Genomic DNA, 23,306 nt, shown 5'->3' with positions numbered 1-23,306 from the left:
GCTGGTATGCCTGATATGGATCATTGGCCCACTGGGCGCCTACTGTCCACTGCGGCCCGTCTCGTAGAACACTCCTGGAACGAAAAACTCGGCGCCATTGGATTGACACACGCCGGTGTTATCGCGATCGAAGTGCTTGCGGCCCAGGGCCCCATGACGCAGGCGCAGCTGGCCCAGTACGTCCGCGTCCAGGCGCAGACAATGGGCAAGACGCTCAGCAGGCTGGAGACGCACGGACACATCGCCCGCGTCCGCAGCACCTCGGACCGCCGTAGCCATGTTGTCTCTTTGACGGACCGTGGACGCGAGGCTGTCACCGCAGCAGTGGAGATGGAACGTTCGGTGCTTGCTGCCGCGTCCATTGATCCAGACGTCCTGCGCCAGGAGCTACAGGCTGTGGTGCGGGAACTTGCCAGCCAATTTGCTTCCCCTGAAGCCAAGGCACTGGCGGACGGTTCCCCAGTGGGGTAGCCGCATCACGGCCTCCATGCGCAATCACTGGTTCCTCAGTGGTTGCGCGTTTTTCTTTTAATCTTTGAACCAGGATCGCCAGCCGCTGCGCTTCCTCGCGCGGCGGTGACCCTGCGCCGTGCACATTAAGGAACTTCTTGTACTACCGCTCCGCCGTCACCATCGCGCTTACTGCCATCTCCGGTTTGGTCCTTGCCGGTTCCCTTGCCGGCTGCGATGCCCCAGCCCATGCCGAACCAAGGGTTTCCGGAACCGAAGCCGCCGCTGCCCTCGCCCAGCTGGAAACCATCCCGGTGAAGGGGCGTGCTCCCAAGACCGGCTACAGCCGTGAGGAGTTCGGTCCCGCCTGGGCGGATGTGGACCGCAACGGCTGTGATACCCGCAACGACATCCTTGCCAGGGATCTTGAGGGCGAGACGTTCAAGCCAGGAACACAGGACTGTGTTGTCGCGTCCGGCACGCTGGATGACAGCTACACCGGCACCAGCATCAGGTTTGTCCGCGGCGACACTACCAGCTCAGCGGTCCAGATCGACCACATCATCGCGCTGTCGGACGCGTGGCAGAAAGGTGCCCAGCGGCTCAGTGCTGACCAGCGCAGGCAACTGGCCAACGACCCGCTGAACCTCATGGCCGCGGACGGTCCCACCAACAGCGCCAAGGGAGACAAAGACGCAGCGACGTGGCTTCCACCGAACAAGGCGTTCCGCTGCGAATACGTTGCCCGCCAGACGGCCGTGAAGGCAAAGTACCAGCTGTGGGTTACCCCAGCCGAGCATGCTGCGATCGCGGGGATCCTGGGCACCTGTGAGTAAGGGCGCCTGCGGGTCTTCGTGGCTTGCCTCGGCTGGCACCGGACGGTGGCCGCAGCATGACGACAGATAAGGTTAATCCCGTGGGGACCAAGGACGAACCTTTCAGAAGAGCGCTTAACCGGCCGTACTACTACGGGTACGCCAGGACGGGCAAAACTGTGTACGCGTACACGAAGCAAGAGTGGGGCATTGGGGCCGGCTCCGGCGGAGGCGATCACAAACTGATCCGCTCCTTCTACTTCAGCCTCCTGGCAACGGCTCTCATCTTTCTCCCTGCCTCGCTGGCCTGCCTGGTCTTCGGCCTCCTTGCGCTGTTCAAGATGCCGCTCATGACACTCGTCATGGTTTTCTTCGGGCTCATCTTCGGCCTCGGGGTCCTCCAGGGATACTTTAACGTCCAAGAAGAATGGCGGGGGAGGAAGGCCCGGAAGCTCAAAGGTCTCCCGAAGCCCTGGTGGCAGGCTGCTGATGACCACGCCTACGAGTGGTTCCTCACGCACCCTGATTCCCGCATCCAGATGACCCTTGACTATTTCCCTCATTCCGCGAAGCTCCGGAGGCAGGAGGTGGCCCGATGACCCTCCCGAAAGACTGGGACGAGAAATAGGGGCCACGTGAGTCTGCGCCACGCGGTGTCTTCAACGTGGCCCGCGGCTGCGATAGCTGGCGGCGCCGTCGGCTGATCGGCCCAGTTATCAGCCCGAAATATCCCTCGACCTGATCGATGGGCAAAGCAAAACCCCGCCTTCGTGGCTTGTGGCCATGAAGACGGGGTTTTCTTGGTGCACCCCCCGGGACTTGAACCCGGAACCCATTGATTAAGAGTCAATTGCTCTGCCAATTGAGCTAGAGGTGCATCTCTTGTTTTGATCTCCCCGGGGCTTTTATTTCCCGGTTGATCTCCGCAACGACATGAAACTCTACACGAACTTTTGGCCCATGTGAAATCGGGGTGGCGGGCGGTTGGCAGCATCACGCCGAAGGCGTCAAAACCAGCACAAAGTCGGGGTTTTCGTTGTTCGTCAGCAGCCAAAAACGTCCGTCCGGAGCCTTGATGACATCGCGGATCCGGCCATATTCCCGTGTGAAATAGGCCACAGGATTTCCGGCTTCCTCGCCTTCAAGCGGAACCGTCCACAGCCGCTGGCCGCGCAGTGCCCCGAGGTACGCTGTGGCGCCAACAATTTCCAGCCCGCTCGGGGAGGATTCAGCCGTGGATGGCCACACCACTTTCGCGTCGCGGTATCCGTCCCGGTGCGGTGCCCCAGTGACCTGGGGCCAGCCATAATTGGCCCCCGGAAGGATCAGATTGAGTTCGTCGTTGACGTCCGGGCCGAATTCGCTGGCCCAGAAGCGCCCTTCACTGTCCCAAGCCAGCCCCTGGACGTTCCGATGGCCGAGACTGTAGACGGCATTGCCGAAAGGGTTGCCCGGCGCCGGGCGGCCTTCGGGCGTCAACCTCAGGATCTTTCCACCCAGCGCATTCGGGTCCTGCGGCTGCTCCCGGCGCTGCGAGTCGCCGGTCCCCACATAGAGGAGGCCGTCTGGTCCAAAGCGGATCCTGCCGCCGTTGTGCGTTGATGCTTTCGGGATGCCGGTGAAGATGACCTCCGGAGAGCCGATGGCGAATTTCCCGTCGCCGTCTGCCCTGAGGACCGCACGGGCAATCCGGTTGTCCCGCTCGGCCGTGAAGTAAAAGTAGAGCAAATTGTCCGAGGAAAAAGAGGGGGAGAGCGCGAGTCCGAGCAGGCCGCCCTCCCCGCCGGGAACTACTCCGGGAACCTCTCCGATGGTGGAGGACCGCCCGTCACGGACCACCTTGAGCAGTCGGGAATCACGCTCCGAGATGACGGCCGTTCCGTCCGGCAGGAACACCGCTGCCCACGGGATCTGGAGCCCGAGGTCAAGCCGCTCCACCACAGCGGGCGCTCCCGCGGTGCCGCCGGTACCCGCACTCGTGCTGACTGTGGTGGGCGGCCCATTGGCATCACCTGTGCAACCGGTCAGGAGGAGCCCGAGGCAGACGGTCCACGCCGCAGGGGCGCGGCCGAACCTACTGGGACCGGGTCCGCCGCGGGGCCCGGAAGCCGGCAGCTTCGGCGTGGGCAGCTGATTCGAACCAGACTCCTGCGCGGGTCTGCTCATACTCCGGGTGCCCCTCTTCGTAATAGACCATGGAGTCCGCGTCGCCTTTGACGGTGTAATCGGCCGGGCCGCTGCCGTCGGGGGACGGCGACGCCGACCCCTCACCATACGGGCGGTCCGCCGCCAGGTAACCCGCGGGTTCGGGGATTGATTCCGAGCCGACGGACGTGGGGGACTCTGCCTGGATGGCTTCGACCTCATCCACTTCGCCTGGACTGGCCTGGACGCGGGTGGATTCGGCCTGTTCGGCGGCCGCCGGCTCGTCCACCACAACCTCGGCTGCTGCAGATTCAGCACCCGGCAGCGTGGGCGCGTGTGGCCCGGTGTACTCGGGGCGATGGACCGGCCCGGACTGGCCTGCTTTGCCGGCGTCCGTGGGACCCCCGGCTGCACTACCCGCCGCAGGGGCGGTTGGGGCCGCTGTAGTCGGGGCCGCTGCATGGGAAGCGGGCGTTCCGCCGGCCTCAGACCATTGGGTCTCCCACTCGCCCTGGTCGCTGCTGACCTGAGATGGACCCGAAGCCTGGGCTGTGCCCGCGGACTGCGCGGCCCCTCCGCCCTGGGCTGCTTGGGCGCCGTGAACCTCAGTGGCGCCGTCAACAGCAGGCGGAACAGGGGCTTCCGGCATATCCCCTGCGTCCGGGGCGCCTGTTGGTGCAGGGGCTGCAAATGTCTCCGCGGATGTGGTCCCCGGTCCGGCTTCCGTCCGTTCCGGCGCAGGGGAGTCCTGTTCGCCAACCCGGCCGGCATCAGAGGGTTCGGGCAGCTCGGAGGCGTCATCCGCCGTCGTCGGTGGCACAGGGTCGGACGGCCGTCCAAAGCCTGCGGCAGTGGCGATCCCAGTGGTACCCGCGGCTTCCGCGGAAGCCGCGGCACTCCCTCCCGCCAGGGCGCCGTCCGCGCGGAAACCGGCCGGAGCTGCCGCTGACCTGTCGTCCTCGCTGGTGGACTTGGTGGAACTGCCGCGGTTCAGCAGCCACCAGACGACACCGACGATCAGCACGATCAGAATGATCCAGAAGACAAAATCCATATCAGGGCCCTTCAGTCCGGATGGCAGGGTTGCCGTTCACCTGACGGTACGTCGGGGCAAACGGGACTGTCTAGGTCTTCGGCAGGGAGCAGCCCGTCCGGCGGACAGTGAAGACGGCCCGAACAACGCAGCGTCAGTCCAGTAGCCTCTCTACATGGACTTCAAGAGGCTGCGGATTCTGCGCGAACTTGCCGACCGGGGCACTGTGGGCGCCACGGCCGAAGCCATGCACGTCACGCCATCGGCTGTATCCCAGCAGCTCAAAACCCTGCAGGACGAGCTAGGTGTGGTCCTAATCGAGAAGGCCGGCCGGGGAGTTCGGCTGACCGAAGCCGGGCTGGCGATGGCCTCGGCCGCTGCGGATGTCTCAACAGCAATGGCCAGGGCGGAGGCCACCATCGATACGTACCGGCACGGCTGGCAGGCCCATGTGCGGGCCGCGTTTTTCCCCAGCGCGGCGGAGATGTTCCTGCCAGGACTCCTGCACCGGGTCAAGGCCATCGCCGGCTTGCAGTTTGAGGCCCATTTCGAGGACCCGGGAGTGGACGGTTTCGCAGGCCTCGCCGCCGACTATGACATCGTGCTGGCGCACAGCGTGGATGGCCCGGACGTGTTTTCCTCCCACGGGCTGATCGTGGTCCCGCTACTTAATGAGCCCTTGGACGTTGCCATGCAGTCAGGGCACGCCCTGGCGTCGAAACCCAGGCTGACCGCCCGGGATGTGGTGGGTTATCCCTGGATGGGGGTCCCCGAGGGGTTCCCCTTCGACGCCGTGCTGCGGCAGATCGAAAAGCAGGCCGGATCCACCGCGGTCCGGGCGCAGCTCTTTCCGGACCTGCGGGTGCTCGAAGCATTGGTCAGCGCCGGACACGGCCTTGCACTGCTGCCGCGGTACACCGCGGTGGCAAACCAGGACCGCGGGTTTGTGCTGCGGCCGCTGGTGGGTGTGACGGCACGCCGCAGCATCGTGGCCCTCGCCCGGCCCGACGTCGCGGCACGGACCACCATCCGGAAGGTCCTGGACATGCTCCAGCAGGAAGCTGAGTCGGTTGCTGCTGGCCGTGGCCCGAGTGATTTCTGACACGTTGCGGGGGAGTCCCCAAGCTCCGATCTCAATATATGAGACGAGAGTCCACTATTTGATCGAAATATTCATGGAATTGGGCTTCACGGACCCTTCCGTGTCGTTGGCCTCCCAATCTGAGTCATAGACTTTGACGCATGAGTGAGGACACCCAGATCGCAACTGAAAACAAGCCTGACATCAAGCCCCGAAGCCGGGTCGTCACCGACGGAATCCACGCCGCCCCCGCGCGCGGCATGTTCCGAGCGGTCGGCATGGGGGACGACGACTTCGCCAAGCCGCAGATCGGCGTTGCGAGCTCCTGGAATGAAATTACTCCCTGCAACCTTTCCCTGAACCGTCTGGCCCAGGGCGCCAAGGAAGGCGTCCACGCAGGCGGCGGGTTCCCGATGCAGTTCGGCACCATCTCCGTCTCGGACGGCATCTCCATGGGCCACGAAGGCATGCACTTCTCCCTGGTTTCCCGCGAAGTCATCGCCGACTCCGTGGAAACGGTGATGCAGGCCGAGCGGATCGACGGCTCGGTCCTCCTGGCCGGGTGCGACAAATCCCTTCCGGGCATGCTGATGGCAGCTGCCCGCCTGGACCTCGCCAGCGTGTTCCTCTACGCCGGCTCCATCATGCCTGGCTGGGTCAAGCTCGAGGACGGCTCCGAAAAGGAAGTCACCCTCATTGACGCTTTCGAGGCCGTGGGGGCATGCGCCGCCGGCAAGATGAGCATGGAAGACCTCACGCGGATCGAAAAGGCCATCTGTCCCGGCGAAGGCGCCTGCGGCGGCATGTACACGGCCAACACCATGGCCTGCATCGGCGAAGCCCTCGGTATGTCCCTGCCGGGCTCCGCTGCCCCACCCTCGGCAGACCGCCGTCGTGATGACTTTGCCCGCAAGTCCGGTGAAGCAGTGGTGAACCTCCTGCGCAAGGGCATCACCGCCCGGGACATCATGACCAAGAAGGCGTTTGAGAACGCCATCGCCGTGACCATGGCTTTTGGTGGCTCCACCAACGCTGTGCTGCACCTGCTGGCCATCGCCCGTGAAGCCGAAGTCGAGCTCTCCCTGGACGACTTCAACCGCATCGGCGACAAAATCCCGCACTTGGGAGACCTCAAGCCCTTCGGCCGCTACGTCATGACTGACGTGGACAAGATCGGCGGCGTGCCGGTCATCATGAAGGCACTGCTCGACGCCGGCCTGCTGCACGGCGACTGCCTCACCGTTACCGGCAAGACCCTCGCCGAGAACCTCGAGTCCATCAACCCGCCGGACCTCGATGGCAAGATCCTGCGCGCCTTGGACAACCCGATCCACAAGACCGGCGGCATCACCATCCTGCACGGTTCGATGGCACCCGAAGGCGCCGTCGTCAAGAGCGCCGGTTTCGACGCAGACGTCTTCGAAGGTACGGCCCGCGTGTTCGAGCGCGAACAGGGCGCCCTTGATGCGCTGGACAACGGCCAAATCCACGCCGGTGACGTCGTCGTCATCCGCTATGAAGGACCCAAGGGTGGGCCGGGCATGCGCGAGATGCTCGCCATTACCGGTGCCATCAAGGGTGCAGGCCTCGGCAAGGACGTGCTCCTGCTGACTGACGGCCGCTTCTCCGGCGGCACTACGGGCCTGTGCATCGGCCACGTAGCGCCGGAAGCCGTCGACGGCGGCCCCATCGCCTTTGTCAAGGACGGCGACCGGATCCGGGTCGACATCGCAGCCCGCAGCTTCGACCTGCTGGTCGACGACGCAGAGCTCGAAGCACGCAAGGAGGGCTGGGAGCCGCTGCCGGCCAAGTTCACCAAGGGCGTCCTTGCCAAGTACGCCAAGCTGGTCCACAGCGCCTCCACCGGCGCATACTGCGGGTAGTACACCGCAGCCGGTCGCCTGAACCCAACTGGGTAGCAGCAGATGTCGTTATGGGCCCTCAAAACGACACCTGCTGCTACCTAGTTGGGAGGGCGGCCGATTGGTGGACAATGGAGTCCACATGGTGAGATGCGTATCGTCGTCGTTGACATGCATCTCACGCAGAGGGAAAACTGATCGCATGATCGCATTCGTTACCGCCGGCATCGCTGCAGATGCAGTCGTCGTCCTTACCAAGCGCGTGGCACATTAGCCCCGGGTAACGAACCGTCACGCGCAACCCCTCGAAGAGCCACAAGGCTGAGGGGTTTTTTTATTTCCCGCAGTTCCCAAAAATACAGATGATCCACAAGGAAGAGTCCGATGAGCAAAGGATCGCCGATCAGCCCCTCGCTGATGGCTACAAAGTCCGCTGGAGCCCCCAAGGCCCCGGAACGCGCCGACCGAACGGCTGACCATGCCGCAGTCGTCGCTGATCTTGCCGCTGTCTCTCCTGTCCTTGGGCCGAACAACGTTGTACCCCCAACGGTGATGACCGGCTCGCAAGCTATCGTCCGCTCGCTCGAAGAACTCGGCGTCGACGATATTTTTGGTTTGCCTGGTGGCGCGATCCTGCCTACCTATGACCCCTTGATGGCCTCCAGCATGAATCACGTACTGGTCCGTCACGAACAGGGAGCCGGCCACGCCGCGCAAGGCTATGCCATGGTTACCGGCCGGGTGGGCGTTTGCATTGCCACCTCGGGCCCTGGTGCCACCAACCTCGTTACCGCCATCATGGACGCCCACATGGACTCGGTGCCCCTAGTGGCCATCACCGGCCAGGTGTCCAGCGGTGTGATCGGCACCGACGCGTTCCAGGAAGCCGACATTGTGGGCATCACCATGCCCATCACCAAGCACTCTTTCCTGGTGACCGACCCCAACGACATCCCGCACGTCATGGCTGAGGCGTTCCACCTGGCCTCCACCGGGCGTCCGGGGCCCGTGCTCGTTGATGTCGCAAAGGACGCCCAGCAGGGTCAGATGACCTTCTCCTGGCCGCCAAGGATCGACCTCCCCGGCTACCGGCCCGTGACTCGCGGACACAACAAGCAGGTCCGCGAAGCAGCAAAGCTCATCGCGGCGGCTACCAAGCCCGTCCTGTATGTCGGCGGCGGCGTCGTGAAGGCCCATGCCTCCGCGGAACTCCGCGAGTTGGCCGAGCTGACAGGCGCCCCCGTGGTCACCACACTGATGGCGCGCGGTGTTTTCCCGGATTCGCACCCTCAGCATGTGGGCATGCCTGGCATGCATGGCACGGTGTCGGCCGTCACTGCCCTCCAGCAGTCCGATCTCCTCATCACCCTGGGCGCCCGCTTCGACGACCGCGTCACCGGCGTACTCAAGACGTTCGCGCCGAACGCCAAGGTGATCCACGCGGACATCGATCCCGCCGAAATCTCCAAGAACCGCACGGCCGACGTCCCCATCGTGGGCTCCGTCAAGGAAATCATTCCAGAGCTCACCGAGGCCGTACGCTCGCAGTTTGAGGCCACCGGCACTCCGGACCTCACTACGTGGTGGGCGTTCTTGAACAACCTCAAGGAAACCTACCCGCTGGGCTGGACGGAACCGGAGGACGGGCTTTCCGCCCCGCAGCGCGTCATCGAGCGCATCGGCGCACTCACGGGCCCCGAAGGCATCTATGTGGCAGGCGTGGGCCAGCACCAGATGTGGGCTGCGCAGTTCATCAAGTACGAACGTCCGCATGCCTGGCTCAACTCCGGCGGCGCCGGCACAATGGGCTACGCGGTTCCGGCTGCCATGGGCGCCAAAGTGGGTGACCCGGACCGCGTGGTCTGGGCCATCGACGGCGACGGCTGCTTCCAGATGACCAACCAGGAACTGGCCACCTGTGCGATCAACAAGATCCCCATCAAGGTTGCAGTGATCAACAACTCCTCGCTGGGTATGGTGCGCCAGTGGCAAACCCTGTTCTACGAGGGCCGCTATTCCAACACCGACCTGAACACGGGCCATGAGACCGTCCGGATTCCGGACTTCGTTAAGCTGGGTGAGGCGTACGGCTGTGCCTCGTTCCGCTGCGAGCGTGACGAAGACATCGACGCAACCATCCAGAAGGCCCTCGAGATCAACGACCGCCCCGTGGTCATCGACTTCGTGGTGAGCCCCGACTCCATGGTGTGGCCGATGGTGCCCGCCGGAGTAAGCAACGACCAGATCCAGGTTGCCCGCAACATGACCCCGGAATGGGAAGAGGAGGACTGATCATGAGCCGCCACACACTGTCCGTTCTGGTCGAAGACAAGCCCGGTGTACTGACCCGCGTCGCGAGCCTGTTCGCACGCAGGGCCTTTAACATCAATTCCCTGGCCGTCGGCCCGACGGAAGTCCCGGGCATGTCCCGGATGACCGTCGTCGTCGATGCCGACGGTGACCTCATTGAGCAGGTCACCAAGCAGCTCAACAAACTGGTCAACGTGATCAAGATCGTTGAGCTGACCTCCGAATCTTCCGTACAGCGAGACCACATCCTGGTCAAGGTACGTGCGGATGCCGCGACTCGCCTGCAGGTGACCCAGGCTGCAGACCTGTTCCGTGCTTCAGTGGTTGACGTCTCCACAGACTCCGTGGTCATTGAAGCAACCGGCCACCCCGAAAAGCTCACCGCACTGCTGTCAGTGCTCGAGCCCTTCGGCATCCGCGAAATTGTGCAGTCCGGCACCTTGGCCGTTGGACGGGGATCCCGCTCCATGAGTGACAGGGCCTTGCGCAGCGCTTGAAACTGGCGGGGTCCGTCCCGCTATGCAGCGCAATGCCCGTGCAGTACCGCAACACCACAGACTGTCTACCCAGAGAAACCACTCAAGAGGAGTTACCCAAGTGACTGAAATGTTCTACGACGACGACGCCGACCTGTCGATCATCCAGGGTCGCAAAGTTGCGATTGTCGGCTATGGTTCCCAGGGCCACGCCCACGCGCTGAACCTGCGCGACTCCGGCGTCGAAGTTACCATCGCCCTGAAGGAAGGCTCTTCCTCCATCGCCAAGGCTCAGGACGCCGGCTTCACGGTCAAGAACGTGGCCGACGCCGCCGAGTGGGCAGACGTCATCATGATCCTGGCACCGGACCAGCACCAGCGCTCGATTTTCAATGACTCCATCAAGGACAAGCTGACCCCGGGCAAGGCACTGGCCTTCGCACACGGCTTCAACATCCGCTTCGGCTACATCGAGGCCCCGGAGGGCGTTGACGTCATCCTGATCGCCCCGAAGGCTCCCGGCCACACCGTGCGCCGCGAGTTCGAAGCCGGCCGCGGCATCCCCGACATCATCGCCGTTGAGCAGGACGCATCAGGCGCTGCATGGGACCTGGCCAAGTCCTACGCCAAGGCAATCGGCGGCACCCGCGCCGGCGTCATCAAGACGACCTTCACCGAAGAAACCGAAACCGACCTCTTCGGTGAGCAGTCCGTCCTGTGCGGCGGCGTCTCCCAGCTGGTCCAGTACGGCTTCGAAACCCTCACTGAAGCCGGCTACCAGCCGCAGATCGCCTACTTCGAGGTGCTGCACGAGCTCAAGCTCATCGTTGACCTCATGTGGGAAGGCGGCATCGCCAAGCAGCGCTGGAGCGTTTCCGACACCGCAGAGTACGGCGACTACGTTTCCGGCCCGCGCGTCATCACCCCCGAGGTGAAGGAAAACATGAAGGCTGTCCTCGCGGACATCCAGAACGGCGCCTTCGCCAAGCGGTTCATCGAGGACCAGGACAACGGCGGTGTGGAGTTCAAGGCCCTGCGCGCCAAGGCAGAGCAGCACCCGATCGAAGCTGTCGGCCGTGAACTTCGCGGTCTGTTCTCCTGGCAGCAGCAGGACGAGGACTACGTAGAGGGCTCAGCAGCCCGCTAAGGTTGCGCCCCCACGCGCCCTTCACGGCGCGCCAGTGAGGCCGGGTTCACACTTAACAATGTGAGCCCGGCCTTTCCGTCAGCCTAGACTTGACTTATCCCCAGGACTGCAACGCAGAGGATCAACCGTGTCAAAACCCGTAGTACTGCTCGCCGAAGAACTTTCGCCCGCCACGATCGAGGCCCTGGGCCCGGACTTCGAGATCCGCCAGACGGACGGCGCCGACCGGTCCCAGCTGCTCTCCGCCATCGCCGATGTGGATGCCATCCTGGTCCGCTCTGCCACGCAGGTGGACGCCGAAGCCATCGCCGCAGCGAAGAACCTGAAGGTCATCGCGCGTGCCGGCGTCGGCCTGGACAACGTGGATATCAAGGCTGCAACGCAGGCAGGTGTGATGGTGGTCAACGCCCCCACCTCGAACATCGTCTCCGCCGCGGAACTGACGGTAGGCCACATCCTGAGCCTGGCACGGCACATCCCGCAGGCCAGCTCCGCCCTTAAAGGCGGTGAATGGAAGCGCTCGAAGTACACGGGCATCGAACTCTTCGAGAAGAAGATCGGCATCATCGGCCTCGGCCGCATCGGCGCCCTGGTCGCCGCCCGCCTGCAGGGCTTTGACACCGAAATCCTCGCCTACGACCCCTACATCACCTCGGCCCGCGCGGCGCAGCTCGGCGTCAGGCTGGTCAGCCTCGACGAGCTCCTGAGCCAGTCCGACTTCGTCACTATCCACATGCCCAAGACCCCTGAAACCGTTGGCATGCTCGGCGCGGACGCCTTCACCAAGATGAAGTCCACCGCCTACGTCGTGAACGTCGCCCGTGGCGGCCTGGTGGATGAGGAAGCCCTCTACGCCGCGCTCCAGGACAAGCAGATCGCCGGCGCAGCCGTGGATGTCTTCGTCAAGGAACCCAGCACCGATCTGCCGTTCTTCACCCTGGATAACGTCATCGTGACTCCGCACCTGGGTGCCTCCACCGATGAGGCCCAGGAGAAGGCTGGCGTTTCGGTCGCCAAGTCCGTGCGCCTGGCGTTGGCCGGAGAATTGGTTCCGGACGCCGTCAACGTCGCCGGCGGGGTCATTGCCCCCGACGTCCGCCCGGGCATCCCGCTGATCGAGAAGCTGGGCCGGATCTTCACCGCGCTGACCCACGCCTCGCTGACCCAGATCGACGTCGAGGTTGCCGGAGAAATTGCTGCGCTGGACGTCAAGGTCCTCGAACTCGCAGCCCTGAAGGGCATCTTCGCCGATGTCGTGACCGAGCAGGTCTCCTACGTCAACGCCCCGGTCATTGCCGAACAGCGCGGCATCAACACCCGCCTGATCACCACGCCGGAAGCAGAGGACTACCGCAACGTCCTGACCATCAGGGGTGCGCTGAGCGACGGCTCACAGATCTCCGTTGCGGGTACCCTCACCGGGCCCAAGCAGGTTGAGAAGCTCGTGGGCCTCAACGGCTACGACGTAGAGATTCCCATCAGCGAGCACCTTGTGGTGGTGGCCTACTCCGACCGTCCCGGCGTGATCGGCACCATCGGTCATATCCTGGGCATGAACAACATCAACATCGCCGGAATGCAGGTTGCGCGCCAGGCGGAGGGTGGCCAGGTCCTGGCCCTTCTGACGATCGACAGCTCCGTGCCGCAGCAGGTGCTGGACGCCATCAAGGCAGGCATCGGCGCCGAAATGGTCCGCGAAGTGGACCTCGAGGACTAGCATCCCCAGCATGTGAACTACGCGTGACCTCGACTTAACGTCGGCCACGTATGATTGGCCGGTCTGCTTACAATGGCTAGGTCCTGATTCAGGACCAGGCCGGCAGGCCGGCCAATACTTTACGCACACCAGGCAGGAAACCAATCCTCACGTCCGTCAACCGCGGATGATGGTGTGCGCACGCAATCCAGGTTTCAGGGAGCCCAATGAACGCCGTCCAGAGGTTCATCAGAAGCAAAGTGCTGCTGCTGACCGCGGCCATCTTGATCGCAGCCATGTGCTTGTCGGTCCTCGTCCAAGGCCAGTCGCAGGCCGCACTTAACAGGACCGTGGATGAGAACTCACGCGGACTTTACGATGTTCTGGTCCAGGCCAAAGCGGGATCCGGCGCGCTGATGCAGCCGGAAATCGCCAGCGGCAGCGGGGGCATCAGCTTCGAACAGCTGGAGTCCATCCGCGACCTGACAGGCACGTCGGTGGCAGCGCCGATCAGCCTGGTCTCGCGAGTGACCCAGAACCTTGAAGCACCGCGGTTGGACGCCATGGACTACCTCGGCTACAACGCCGGGCTCGCCGGTACCGCCACAGCGGACCAGGCCGCGGGTGCGACCTCACCGGACAAGTGGCCGGCCGCAGAATCGGTCCTGAGCGACACCGCCAAGAAGTACCGCCTCACGGCCAGCGCCGTCAGCTCCGACGGCGTCTCCGAGCAGACCCTCTTCAAATCCACGGCGGAAGGCAGCCTCGGCAAGGCCAAGCTCGTGGAGGAACAGGCCGCCGGAGGAAGCAGCATCCGCATTGCCGCCCCCAAGGACGAAACCGGGATCAAGTTCCCTGACCCGGCCGGCGGCTCCGAGCACAACCTCTTTAATCTTTCCGTGTCGCTGCCCTTGTCGCCCGAGGTAACGGAGTCCGTCGTCGCCGTCGATCCTGTGGCCGAACGTGCGCTGCTGGGTTCGGCTGGTGACTTCCTGGCTCCGTTGGAGAAGGCGCCGCCCGCCGATGCCCGCAACGCCGGGGCCATTGGCCGTCACTTCGAAAGCCTCTTCACCAACGGCATCAGCACGGAAGAGCTGGCGGAGGGCCCTGACTTCCTGGGCGTTAAGCTCAAGTACTGGGCACCCCTGATGACCCAGTACCAGCAGGCAAAGCGTAACGGACAGCTCACGGCGGACTCACAGGCCATCCCCCTGATTGTCCGTTCGGGCACATCCCTGGACCTGAAGTACAACGTCAAGATCGAAGAGATCGACGACTCCGGCAAGGTGGTCAAGGAGGTCGGGACTGCCTCCCGTTCCCTGGACAAGGACTACCTTCCGTTCGTGTCCAAGGATCCCTTCGCGCTGTCCTGGCCCGGTTCAACCGATCACTCGTCCGTCCTTGGCAACCAGGGCAACTTCAACCAGGGCCTTTACACACCGGCCACCTGGAGCACCGACTTTGCCGCCGCGCCGAAGTACACCGATGGCGAAACCGCGGCCAACGGCGCCGTCGAAAAGTCGGCCGTTCCCGGAGAGTGGGTGACCGTTAACAGGCTGCCTGAGAAGACACCGTCCGGCGGTCCGGTGGATCAGACCCAGCGTGAGCCCGTGGATGAGCGCTCGTACCGCGAAAACCTGGAGACGGGGGAGAAGCTGGCGGCGCCCCTCGCGATGGTCTACGGAACCTTTGACCCGTCAGCTGTGGCAAAGGCAGCCGGCGACGTCAACCGGCTCCCACTGGGCGGCTACGACCCCACGCCGTTCACCCTGACCAAGGACGCGGACGGCAAGGACGTCACGGCTACCGAACTCGAGCCCTCCCTCAGCGCCACCGGCCTGGCGAGCCAATCGGCTGGTGCAATCACCGACTACTACGGCCTCGCCGCTGCCCGCGGTTATAAGGACAACGCCGCCGTCATCGACGCTGTGCGGGTCCGGGCCAAGGCCCCCGGAAGCTGGAAGCAGGCACAGCCCGACGTCGAAAAGCTGGCCAGTGAGATCCGCGAGATGGGCCTGGAAGCCACTGTTGTTGCCGGCTCCGCCCGCGAGGATGCCAGCATCTTCGTTCCCGGCTACTCAAAGGACGGCGCCGGCAAGGAATCGGCCCTGGGTACCGTCCAGCAGTCATGGGTACGGCAGAACGCCGCCGACGCCGTTTCCGGTTCGCTGACCGGAACCAACGTCACCCTGTTGTTCCTGACGCTTTGCGGAGCTGCCCTGCTGACAGGTGCCTCCACCGTCAGCTACATCCGCAAACGCAAGAGTGAAGCCGGAACCCTGCGCGCCATGGGTTGGACCCAACGGCGGATCCGCAGCTGGGTGCTGGAGGAATTCGGCGTTGGTGCCGCGCTCCTCGCCGTGGCGGGAATCGTCCTGAGCGTTGTGAGCTGGAGCCTGACAACGGTCATCGTGTCCGCATCAGTCCTCGTGCTGTATGCGGCAGCAGCCTTCTTCGCGGCGCAGCAGCTGCGGCACCGTGACGTTGTGGACCAGGAACCGCAGCACGACGAGCGCCTGATCCCGGTGGATTCTCCCTTGACGTTCGCCAACAGGCAGCTCAGCACCAACAAGTTCAACACGCTCTCGCTGGCCGTGGCCGTGGGTGTCTTCGGGGCCGCTGTTGGCGGCTTGATCGCATTGCTCATCGACATCCCACGGGCCGCCGGCGCAAGCGCACTGAGCGGACTCGCCGCCGCCAGCGTCGCTTTCCCCAGCATCCTTTTGGCCCTTTCGGGCGTGATTGTGGGACTCGTGCTCACTTTGGTGACCGGACGGTTTGAGCTCAACGCGAAACGCCAGTACCTTGGCATCCTTGAAGCCATGGGCTGGAATCCGGACATGCTCCGCCAGGTCCGCCTATTCGAAAACGCGCTGGTGGGCACGGTGGCGCTGCCGCTGGGCGTGCTGGGCGCGCTGGGCATTGGGCTCCTCCTTGCCCCCTATGCCGCCCTGTGGGCCGGAGTCGCCGGCCTCGTGGCTGTACTTTGCTGGATACCGATTGCAACGAAAGTGGTCCAATGACAAACGAGACGAATGTTCACCGGAGCCGGAGGTCCGGCTCGGTTGAGGCGCCCCTGCAGACCCGTGCCAACACCATCGTCAAGGCCTCGGACCACGGGACCCCGCTGGAACTGAGCGACATTACCATTCGGTATGGCGGGGGCAAGGGCGGTGCGGAAGCTGTCAGCGTTGTCGAAGGCTTTGACCTGACGCTTCACGCCGGCGAGATGCACTGTGTCGCCGGCCGAAGCGGATCCGGCAAGACCAGCATCCTGACCGTGGGCGCGGGGCTGACGCTGCCGACGTCGGGCCGTGTCTTCTGGGAAGGCGATTCGCTCGAAAGCATGGGCGACGACGAAATCGCCGACCGCCGTCGGGCCCTGATCGGCTACGTGGACCAAGGCGGGGCACTGATCGACGGCATGAGCGCGCTGGAAAACGTGCTGCTGCCGGCCGTGCCTGACGGCGAGGTGGAGCAGCGCCGCGACATGGCCAAGGACCTGTTGGACCTCGTTGGGCTGGGCCGCCGGATGAGGCACCGCCCCGCACAGCTCTCGGGCGGCGAACGCCAACGTGTGGCCATTGCCCGTGCGCTGATCCTGGGCACCCGTGTCCTGGTGGTGGACGAGCCGACCGCAAGCCTGGACAGGGCATCCGCCAACCGCATCATCAGCATCCTCAAAGACACCACTAACGACGGAATCGCAGTGCTGGTCGCTTCACACGACCACGAACTGGTCCGCCTGAGCGATACGCTGACTGAACTTATCTAGCCCGTCCCTTCGCACCAAAGGTACCGTCCGCACGTGACTGCTCCAGAGAAAACCCCGTTCTACATCACCACTGCCATCACGTACCCCAACGGGGTGCCCCACATCGGCCACGCGTATGAGTACATCGCCACCGATGCCATGGCGCGGTTCAAGCGGTTGGACGGTTATGACGTGATGTTCCTGACCGGCACGGACGAACACGGCATGAAGATCGCCCAGACGGCCGAAAAGGAAGGCATCACTCCCAAGGAGCTGGTGGACCGCAACGCCGAGGTTTACAAGGCTGCGCACTCTGCCCTGGGTATCACCTATGACCGGTTTATCCGCACCACGGACGAGGACCACTACGCCGCCTCGCAGGCCATCTGGAAGAAGATGGAAGCCAACGGCGATATTTACCTGTCCAAATATGAGGGCTGGTACTCCGTCCGCGACGAAGCTTTCTACGTTGAGGACGACACCGTGGTCAAGGACGACGGCGTGCGCTACTCGAAAGAGACCGACACAGAGGTGACCTGGACTGCGGAGGAGAGTTACTTCTTCCGGCTGTCCGCCTACCAGGAGCGCCTTCTGGCGCTGTATGAGGCACAGCCCGAATTTGGCGCGCCGCAGTCCCGGTTCAACGAGGTCATCAGCTTCGTAAAGCGCGGCCTCGAAGACCTGTCCATCAGCCGAACCACCTTCGACTGGGGCGTTCCCGTCCCCGGCAACGACAAGCACGTGATGTACGTCTGGGTGGACGCCCTCACGAACTACCTCACCGGTGTGGGCTACCCCGATGTCGACTCGGAATCGTTCAGGAAATTCTGGCCCGCCGACGTCCACGTCATCGGCAAGGACATCTCGCGCTTCCACGCCATCTACTGGCCAGCCTTCCTGATGAGCGCCGGGCTGGAACTGCCCAAGCGCGTCATGATCCACGGCTTCCTGCACAACAACGGCGTCAAGATGTCCAAGTCACTCGGCAACGTCGTGGCGCCCGCAGATTTCGTGGCGCAGTACGGCCTGGACCAGGTACGGTTTTTCTTCCTCCGCGAGGTCCCGTTCGGCGCCGACGGCAGCTACAACCACGAAGCCATCGTGGGGCGCATGAACTCCGACCTCGCCAACAACTTCGGAAACCTGGCTCAGCGGTCACTGTCCATGGTGGCCAAGAACTGCGAAGGCAAGGTACCGGTACCCGGTACATTCACCGCTGCGGATACGGCGATCCTGGAGCAGGCCAACGGGTTGCTCGAGGCGGCACGGGCCGCCTTCGAAAAGCAGGAGTTCAGCCGCGCCCTTGAGGCCATCTGGGCCGTCCTGGGAGACACCAACGCCTACTTTGCGGACCAGGCGCCCTGGGTCCTGCGCAAGACCGACGTCGAACGCATGAACACAGTGCTGTACGTGACGCTGGAAGTGCTTCGGATTGTGGCTATCCTCGCGCAGCCGGTCATGCCCACTGCCACAGCTGCGCTGCTGGATACACTCGGCCAGCCCGACGGCGCGTCCCGGCAGTTCTCCGCGCTCACCACACCGATCGCGGCAGGAACGCCGCTGCCCGCTCCGGCCCCGGTTTTCCCCAAGTACGAGGACCCCACCGAGGCCTAGCATCACGGACGCTCTCTCACTTCCTTTTCCGAGGTGAGAGAGCGTTTGTCGTTAAGGTGCAGGAAGTGAGAGAGGGCCGCCCCGAAACGTGCAGGAACCGGGAGAGCGTCGGGGGTTTCGAATAATGAGACGGTTTGACCAGAATGTGGATGACTTGGCTACCCTGAAATCATGAGCGCATCCACCATCAATCTCGCTGTCATTCCCGGTGACGGCATTGGCCCCGAGGTCATTGCCGAGGCACTGAAGGTCCTCGAAAAGGCCGTCGCCGCCGAAGGTGTTGACCTCGAGCAGCACCACTACAAGCTCGGGGCCGAACACTGGCTGGCCACGGGGGAGACCCTTCCGGATGAGGTCCTGGAGGACCTGCGGACGCGCGACGCGATTCTCTTCGGCGCGGTTGGTGCAGCACCCGGCGACACCCGGATCCCGTCCGGCATCATCGAGCGGGAGATGCTGCTCAAGCTCCGCTTCAGCCTGGACCACTACGTCAACCTGCGGCCATCCCGGCTCTTTGGCACGGTGGGGAGCCCACTGGCCAACCCTGGAACCATCGATTTTATTGTCGTCCGTGAAGGAACCGAGGGCCCCTACGTCGGCAACGGCGGCACGCTGCGCGGCGGCACTCCGCACGAAGTAGCCACCGAGGTCTCACTGAACACCGCTCACGGCGTGGAGCGTGTAGTCCGGGATGCCTTCCGCCGTGCCAGCGCACGCGAACGCAAGCACGTCACCCTTGTCCACAAGCACAACGTCCTGGTCTTCGCCGGCCACCTGTGGAAGCGGACCGTTGAGGCTGTGGCCAAGGAATTCCCCGAGGTCACCCACGACTACCTGCACGTAGACGCGGCCACGATCTTCATGGTCACCGATCCGTCGCGCTTTGACGTGATTGTCACAGACAACCTCTTCGGTGACATCCTGACGGACCTCGCCGCGGCCATCACCGGCGGCATCGGGCTGGCCGCCTCGGGCAACATCAACATGGACCGCACCGCGCCCTCCATGTTCGAACCCGTGCACGGTTCCGCACCGGACATCGCCGGGCAGCAGAAGGCGGACCCCACCGCCGCCATCCTGTCAGCGGCACTTCTGCTGGACCACCTCGGCTACACCGAGGCGGCCCGGAAGATCGAAGCGGCGGTCATCACCGACGTCGAAAACCGCGACGGCGGCTCCCGCACCACCAGTGCCATCGGAGATGCCATCGCTGCAGCGCTCTAGGCCGTGCCCTAGAGACTCGGTTAACCGGCGTAAGCTAGTTTCGAATCACCAAATGCTGCCCTGGGGTTCAAGGATGAACCACATCCACAGGCAGCCGATCGTGGAGGAACCATGACTCAGACCGCCCATGGCGTCGAATTCAACCAGCAGCCCTCGGCAACCCCGAAGTCCGCTGAAGAGCGTGCAGCCATCCTGGCCAACCCAGGGTTCGGCAACTACTTCACCGACCACACCGCCATCGTCGACTACAGCGTCGACGAGCACGGCGAGGGCGGCTGGTACGACCCCCGGGTCGAGGCCTACGGACCGATTTCGCTGGACCCGTCCGCGGCAGTTTTGCACTATGGCCAGGAGATCTTCGAAGGTCTCAAGGCCTACCGCCACGCCGACGGATCCATCTGGACGTTCCGCCCTGAAGCCAACGCCGCCCGCCTGAACAAGTCCGCCCGCCGGTTGGCCTTGCCGGAGCTTCCCGTGGAGTACTTCCTGGGCGCCATCCGTGAGCTGGTTGCCGCAGACAAGGAATGGGTTCCGGCCGGCGATGGCGAGGCCCTGTACCTGCGTCCGTTCATGATCGCCACCGAGGCTTTCCTGGGTGTTCGTGCGGCGCGTGAAGTGTCGTTCCGCGTCATTGCTTCCCCGGCCGGCAACTACTTCGGCGGCGAACTGAAGCCCGTTTCCATCTGGATTTCCCGTGAGTATGCACGCGCAGGCCGCGGCGGCACGGGAGCGGCAAAGTGCGGTGGCAACTACGCGGCCTCGCTGATCGCCCAGCAGGAGGCAGAGGCCAACGGCTGCAAGCAGGTCCTGTTCCTGGACCAGTTCAATGACAACGCCGTTGAAGAGCTCGGCGGCATGAACGTCTTCTTCGTGATGAAGGACGGCTCCCTGGTCACTCCAGCCCTCACCGGCACCATCCTCGAGGGCGTCACCCGGATGTCAGTCATCCAGGTGGCCAAGGACATGGGACGCGACGTCACCGAACGCAAGATCACACTGGACGAGTGGCGTGACGGCGTGGCCTCCGGCGAGATCACCGAGGTGTTCGCCTGCGGAACCGCTGCTGTTATCACTCCCATTGGCGTGCTGAAGGACGCCACGGAGTTCATTGGCTCCGAAGACGCCAAAGCGGGGGAGACCACCATGGCCATCCGCGAGAAGCTTTTGGGCATCCAGACCGGCGCCCTGCCAGACACGCACGGCTGGCTGACCCGCCTGGCCTAGACGGGATACAGCGCAAGAGAAAGGTACGACGGCGGCTGGCCGGCACTGCGGTACGTCAAGCGCAGTGCCGGGCAACCGCCGTCGTTCTTCCATTTCTGCAGGCAAAGCCGGCCCCGGGCATCAGCGCCGCGCGGCCTTCCGGGCAGCGTTCTTGAGCGCCTTGCGGGACACCGGCTTCAGGGCCTTGCGGGCAGCTTCGTCCTTGAGGGCCTGGTTGCGGCGGGCGTCTACCATGTCGTTCCACAGCGTCGTTGCGAAGGTGCCGCCATCCTGCGCGTACACATCATAGGGATAGCCCGCAAAAATGGACGGCGTGGTGTTGCCTGTGGGCAGTTCCCTGCCCGTTGCCTTCGCGACGGCATCCGCGACGGCCCAGGTCCGCGTCAGATGGTGGACCAGGTTTTCCTGGACAAAAACGTTCGCATCGCTGGAGGCAGCAGCGCGTCTGAGGAGTGCAGCCAGGTCATCAGCCAGGAAGGTGGCCGCCTGTTCTTCGACGGGTGTTGGACGTGACCGGAAATCCTCCGCGACGCCTTCCACCGCCTCGCTCCAGTCGGACGTCCCGCGGAACGTCCGCCATGTGGGAAACCACACGATGGCTCCAGTCGCGTAGTTATGGATGTGCTGCAGACCGCTGTTTTTCTCGGTGGCAGCGTGGTCATGGCCAGCTGAGTCAGCTTCGGCGATGAGGTCTGCAATGGTGCGGGGTGTGTCGCTCATGTGTCCGGTTCCGGCTTTCCTGATGGAGATCTTGTGCTCTTCATGGTGGTCAACCCGGTTTGTTGGCTGTTCTATTCCGGCGGCGGGACCGGTGCCGGGGCCGCGGCTGGTGCAAAGATGGGTTTGTGACTTCAGCTTCCAGCCCTGGCCTGCAGCGCAGCTCTGCCTTGACGCAGTTCGTCCTTGCCCCCAATCCAGGACCCATGAGCCTGGAGGGCACCAACTCCTACGTATTACGGGGTGGCGGTAGCCCGTCCGCTGTTGTCGTGGACCCCGGCCCGCTGCACGAACAGCATCTTCAGGCGCTGGCGGCTGCTGGACCCGTCGAACTCATCCTGGTCACGCACCGGCACGCGGACCACACGGCCGGTTCAGCCGCGCTGCATCAGCTGACGGGCGCGCCGGTCCGAGCCGCCGAACGCGCGCACTGCCATGGCGGCGGGTCGCCCCTGCTGGACGGCGAGACTATCCTGATGGCGGGCCTGGAAATCCGCGTCGTGGCCACACCCGGCCACACCTCTGATTCCGTCTGCTTCCACCTTCCCGACGACGGCGGCCGCGGTTCCGTGCTGACCGGCGACACCATCCTGGGCCGCGGCACCACCATGCTGGACTACCCGGACGGGACGCTGGGTGACTACCTTGCCTCGCTGGACAGGCTGGAAGCGCTGGGCGCCGCAACGGTCCTGCCTGCCCACGGGCCAGTGCTGCCGTCCCTGGAGGCGATCGTCCGCGACTACCGAGGCCACCGGCACGAACGCCTCGACCAGATCCGGGCCGCACTGGACCGGCTGGGCCGCAACGCCGCCGTCAGTGACGTCGCCGACGCCGTGTATTCCGACGTCGGACCATCTGTGCGGCGTGCGGCCGAAATGTCTGTCGCAGCGCAGCTGGACTACCTGCGCGGAGGCGCCGGGCACCGTTGAATGCGCCGGGCCGCACGGCCGAAGACTGTAGGCTGGGAACCATGCGTATTGCCAGGTTTGTAGTCGATTCTGATCCCCTTTACGGCATTGTGGAGGGCCAGCCAGGCAGTGAGGAAATCACTGTCATCCACGGTGACCCGTTCTTTAACGGCGTGGAGCGTACGGCGGTCCACCACAAGCTCGAAGACGTCCGCCTGCTCGCGCCGATCATTCCCCGCAGCAAGGTGATTGGCGTTGGCCGCAACTTCGTGGAGCATGCCCATGAACTCGGCAACGAGGTGCCTGCCCATCCGCTGCTCTTCCTGAAGCCCAACACGTCCGTAGTGGGCCCGAACGACCCCGTTGTGCTGCCTGAATTTTCCGAGGAAGTCTCCTTCGAGGCCGAGCTGTGCGTGGTCATTGGCCGGATCTGCAAGGACGTCCCGGAGGAACGCGTCGACGACGTCATCTTCGGGTACACGTGCGGTAACGACCTCACCGCCCGGGATGTCCAGAAAACGGACCTGCAGTGGGCGCGTGCCAAGGGCTTTGACACATCGGCACCGCTGGGGCCGTGGATCGAGACCGAACTGGACACCGAGGACCTCCAGATCCAGGGCCGGCTGAACGGCGAGCTGCGGCAGGACGGCAGTACCAGCCAAATGATCCGCAGCGTCCGGGAACTGGTGTCCATCGTCTCGCAGGCATTCACCCTGCTGCCGGGGGATGTCATCATGACTGGAACTCCTGCCGGGGTGGGCCTGGTGCAGGCCGGCGACCGCTATGAAGTGGAGATCGAAGGGATCGGGCGGCTGTCCAACCCCATCGTGCGCCGCTGACGGTCCGCCCA

The 23,306-nt window shown here is 64.1% G+C and carries 19 protein-coding genes and 1 tRNA gene; 16 read left to right on the top strand and 4 right to left on the bottom strand.

Going from position 1 to position 23,306, the window contains the following annotated elements:
* Positions 1 to 15 precede the first annotated feature (15 nt).
* The 3 genes from ACFC25_RS03500 (at position 16) to ACFC25_RS03490 (ending at position 1,864) form a co-directional block, all read left to right on the top strand.
* Entirely contained in the window at positions 16 to 471 is a 456-nt protein-coding gene (locus ACFC25_RS03500) for a MarR family transcriptional regulator (protein WP_337345949.1), read from the top strand.
* A gap of 137 nt (positions 472 to 608) precedes the next feature.
* Positions 609 to 1,286, top strand: a complete 678-nt coding sequence (locus tag ACFC25_RS03495) for an HNH endonuclease family protein (RefSeq protein WP_337345912.1) — start codon at positions 609 to 611, stop codon at positions 1,284 to 1,286.
* Between the two features lie 56 nt (positions 1,287 to 1,342).
* Positions 1,343 to 1,864, top strand: coding sequence for a hypothetical protein (locus ACFC25_RS03490; RefSeq protein WP_376044048.1), 522 nt, complete (start codon positions 1,343 to 1,345; stop codon positions 1,862 to 1,864).
* A 202-nt stretch (positions 1,865 to 2,066) separates the two neighbouring features.
* Here the strand turns inward: ACFC25_RS03490 and ACFC25_RS03485 are convergent.
* The 3 genes from ACFC25_RS03485 to ACFC25_RS03475 form a co-directional block, all read right to left on the bottom strand.
* Positions 2,067 to 2,142, bottom strand: a tRNA-Lys gene (locus tag ACFC25_RS03485).
* A gap of 116 nt (positions 2,143 to 2,258) precedes the next feature.
* Positions 2,259 to 3,431, bottom strand: a complete 1,173-nt coding sequence (locus ACFC25_RS03480) for a PQQ-dependent sugar dehydrogenase (RefSeq protein ID WP_376044047.1) — start codon at positions 3,429 to 3,431, stop codon at positions 2,259 to 2,261.
* Positions 3,340 to 4,464, bottom strand: coding sequence for a hypothetical protein (locus ACFC25_RS03475; protein WP_376044045.1), 1,125 nt, complete (start codon positions 4,462 to 4,464; stop codon positions 3,340 to 3,342). The genes ACFC25_RS03480 and ACFC25_RS03475 overlap by 92 nt, the downstream gene beginning before the upstream one ends.
* A gap of 154 nt (positions 4,465 to 4,618) precedes the next feature.
* Between ACFC25_RS03475 and ACFC25_RS03470 the strand changes: the two genes are divergently transcribed.
* The 11 genes from ACFC25_RS03470 to ACFC25_RS03420 all read left to right on the top strand — a co-directional run bounded on the left by ACFC25_RS03470 (position 4,619) and on the right by ACFC25_RS03420 (position 20,831).
* Positions 4,619 to 5,545 (top strand): LysR family transcriptional regulator, encoded by a 927-nt coding sequence (locus tag ACFC25_RS03470; RefSeq protein ID WP_337345916.1) that lies wholly within the window; start codon positions 4,619 to 4,621, stop codon positions 5,543 to 5,545.
* 140 nt (positions 5,546 to 5,685) lie between these two features.
* On the top strand, positions 5,686 to 7,407 hold the full coding sequence (ilvD, locus tag ACFC25_RS03465) for a dihydroxy-acid dehydratase (protein WP_376044043.1): 1,722 nt from the start codon (positions 5,686 to 5,688) through the stop codon (positions 7,405 to 7,407).
* A gap of 363 nt (positions 7,408 to 7,770) precedes the next feature.
* Positions 7,771 to 9,678: an acetolactate synthase large subunit gene (locus ACFC25_RS03460; protein ID WP_337345918.1), complete on the top strand. Its 1,908-nt coding sequence runs from the start codon at positions 7,771 to 7,773 to the stop codon at positions 9,676 to 9,678.
* 2 nt (positions 9,679 to 9,680) lie between these two features.
* The gene (gene ilvN, locus ACFC25_RS03455; protein ID WP_055796055.1) at positions 9,681 to 10,193 is read left to right on the top strand and encodes an acetolactate synthase small subunit; all 513 of its coding nucleotides are present in this window, start codon (positions 9,681 to 9,683) and stop codon (positions 10,191 to 10,193) included.
* A gap of 22 nt (positions 10,194 to 10,215) precedes the next feature.
* Positions 10,216 to 11,319, top strand: coding sequence for a ketol-acid reductoisomerase (gene ilvC, locus ACFC25_RS03450; protein WP_337345919.1), 1,104 nt, complete (start codon positions 10,216 to 10,218; stop codon positions 11,317 to 11,319).
* A gap of 127 nt (positions 11,320 to 11,446) precedes the next feature.
* Positions 11,447 to 13,036, top strand: a complete 1,590-nt coding sequence (gene serA, locus ACFC25_RS03445; RefSeq protein ID WP_337345920.1) for a phosphoglycerate dehydrogenase — start codon at positions 11,447 to 11,449, stop codon at positions 13,034 to 13,036.
* 206 nt (positions 13,037 to 13,242) lie between these two features.
* Complete coding sequence (locus ACFC25_RS03440) at positions 13,243 to 16,038, top strand: FtsX-like permease family protein (RefSeq protein ID WP_337345921.1); 2,796 nt, start codon at positions 13,243 to 13,245, stop codon at positions 16,036 to 16,038.
* Positions 16,035 to 16,790, top strand: a complete 756-nt coding sequence (locus ACFC25_RS03435) for an ABC transporter ATP-binding protein (RefSeq protein ID WP_131131755.1) — start codon at positions 16,035 to 16,037, stop codon at positions 16,788 to 16,790. Before ACFC25_RS03440 ends, ACFC25_RS03435 begins: the two co-directional genes overlap by 4 nt.
* Positions 16,791 to 16,823: 33 nt before the next feature.
* A complete protein-coding gene (gene metG / locus ACFC25_RS03430; RefSeq protein ID WP_376044040.1) occupies positions 16,824 to 18,383 on the top strand; it encodes a methionine--tRNA ligase in 1,560 nt (519 codons plus the stop codon).
* A gap of 171 nt (positions 18,384 to 18,554) precedes the next feature.
* The gene (locus ACFC25_RS03425; RefSeq protein ID WP_310161981.1) at positions 18,555 to 19,607 is read left to right on the top strand and encodes a 3-isopropylmalate dehydrogenase; all 1,053 of its coding nucleotides are present in this window, start codon (positions 18,555 to 18,557) and stop codon (positions 19,605 to 19,607) included.
* Between the two features lie 111 nt (positions 19,608 to 19,718).
* The gene (locus ACFC25_RS03420; protein ID WP_376044038.1) at positions 19,719 to 20,831 is read left to right on the top strand and encodes a branched-chain amino acid aminotransferase; all 1,113 of its coding nucleotides are present in this window, start codon (positions 19,719 to 19,721) and stop codon (positions 20,829 to 20,831) included.
* Between the two features lie 120 nt (positions 20,832 to 20,951).
* Here ACFC25_RS03420 and ACFC25_RS03415 read toward each other — a convergent pair whose 3' ends face one another.
* Positions 20,952 to 21,551: a hypothetical protein gene (locus ACFC25_RS03415; RefSeq protein ID WP_376044036.1), complete on the bottom strand. Its 600-nt coding sequence runs from the start codon at positions 21,549 to 21,551 to the stop codon at positions 20,952 to 20,954.
* A gap of 125 nt (positions 21,552 to 21,676) precedes the next feature.
* On the opposite strand from ACFC25_RS03415, the gene ACFC25_RS03410 reads away from it, so the two are divergent.
* Positions 21,677 to 22,477 (top strand): MBL fold metallo-hydrolase, encoded by an 801-nt coding sequence (locus ACFC25_RS03410; RefSeq protein ID WP_376044034.1) that lies wholly within the window; start codon positions 21,677 to 21,679, stop codon positions 22,475 to 22,477.
* Positions 22,478 to 22,518: 41 nt separating this feature from the next.
* Positions 22,519 to 23,295 (top strand): fumarylacetoacetate hydrolase family protein, encoded by a 777-nt coding sequence (locus ACFC25_RS03405; RefSeq protein WP_337348933.1) that lies wholly within the window; start codon positions 22,519 to 22,521, stop codon positions 23,293 to 23,295.
* The last annotated feature ends 11 nt before the right edge of the window (positions 23,296 to 23,306 follow it).

Origin of the sequence: Pseudarthrobacter sp. NPDC055928 (assembly GCF_042270935.1) — a bacterium.
Taxonomy (GTDB): domain Bacteria; phylum Actinomycetota; class Actinomycetes; order Actinomycetales; family Micrococcaceae; genus Arthrobacter.
Note: the sequence above shows the minus strand (reverse complement) of the source record. Positions and strands in the feature narration are given on the sequence as shown.

Excerpts from the sequence above, each read along its gene's own strand:
- ACFC25_RS03500 (WP_337345949.1), top strand. The coding sequence starts at position 16 with ATGGATCATTGGCCCACTGGGCGCCTACTGTCCACTGCGGCCCGTCTC.
- ACFC25_RS03490 (WP_376044048.1), top strand. The coding sequence starts at position 1,343 with ATGACGACAGATAAGGTTAATCCCGTGGGGACCAAGGACGAACCTTTC.
- ACFC25_RS03480 (WP_376044047.1), bottom strand. The coding sequence starts at position 3,431 with ATGAGCAGACCCGCGCAGGAGTCTGGTTCGAATCAGCTGCCCACGCCG.
- ACFC25_RS03475 (WP_376044045.1), bottom strand. The coding sequence starts at position 4,464 with ATGGATTTTGTCTTCTGGATCATTCTGATCGTGCTGATCGTCGGTGTC.
- ACFC25_RS03470 (WP_337345916.1), top strand. The coding sequence starts at position 4,619 with ATGGACTTCAAGAGGCTGCGGATTCTGCGCGAACTTGCCGACCGGGGC.
- ilvD (WP_376044043.1), top strand. The coding sequence starts at position 5,686 with ATGAGTGAGGACACCCAGATCGCAACTGAAAACAAGCCTGACATCAAG.
- ACFC25_RS03460 (WP_337345918.1), top strand. The coding sequence starts at position 7,771 with ATGAGCAAAGGATCGCCGATCAGCCCCTCGCTGATGGCTACAAAGTCC.
- ilvN (WP_055796055.1), top strand. The coding sequence starts at position 9,681 with ATGAGCCGCCACACACTGTCCGTTCTGGTCGAAGACAAGCCCGGTGTA.
- ilvC (WP_337345919.1), top strand. The coding sequence starts at position 10,216 with ATGCAGCGCAATGCCCGTGCAGTACCGCAACACCACAGACTGTCTACC.
- ACFC25_RS03440 (WP_337345921.1), top strand. The coding sequence starts at position 13,243 with ATGAACGCCGTCCAGAGGTTCATCAGAAGCAAAGTGCTGCTGCTGACC.
- ACFC25_RS03435 (WP_131131755.1), top strand. The coding sequence starts at position 16,035 with ATGACAAACGAGACGAATGTTCACCGGAGCCGGAGGTCCGGCTCGGTT.
- ACFC25_RS03425 (WP_310161981.1), top strand. The coding sequence starts at position 18,555 with ATGAGCGCATCCACCATCAATCTCGCTGTCATTCCCGGTGACGGCATT.
- ACFC25_RS03420 (WP_376044038.1), top strand. The coding sequence starts at position 19,719 with ATGACTCAGACCGCCCATGGCGTCGAATTCAACCAGCAGCCCTCGGCA.
- ACFC25_RS03415 (WP_376044036.1), bottom strand. The coding sequence starts at position 21,551 with ATGAGCGACACACCCCGCACCATTGCAGACCTCATCGCCGAAGCTGAC.
- ACFC25_RS03405 (WP_337348933.1), top strand. The coding sequence starts at position 22,519 with ATGCGTATTGCCAGGTTTGTAGTCGATTCTGATCCCCTTTACGGCATT.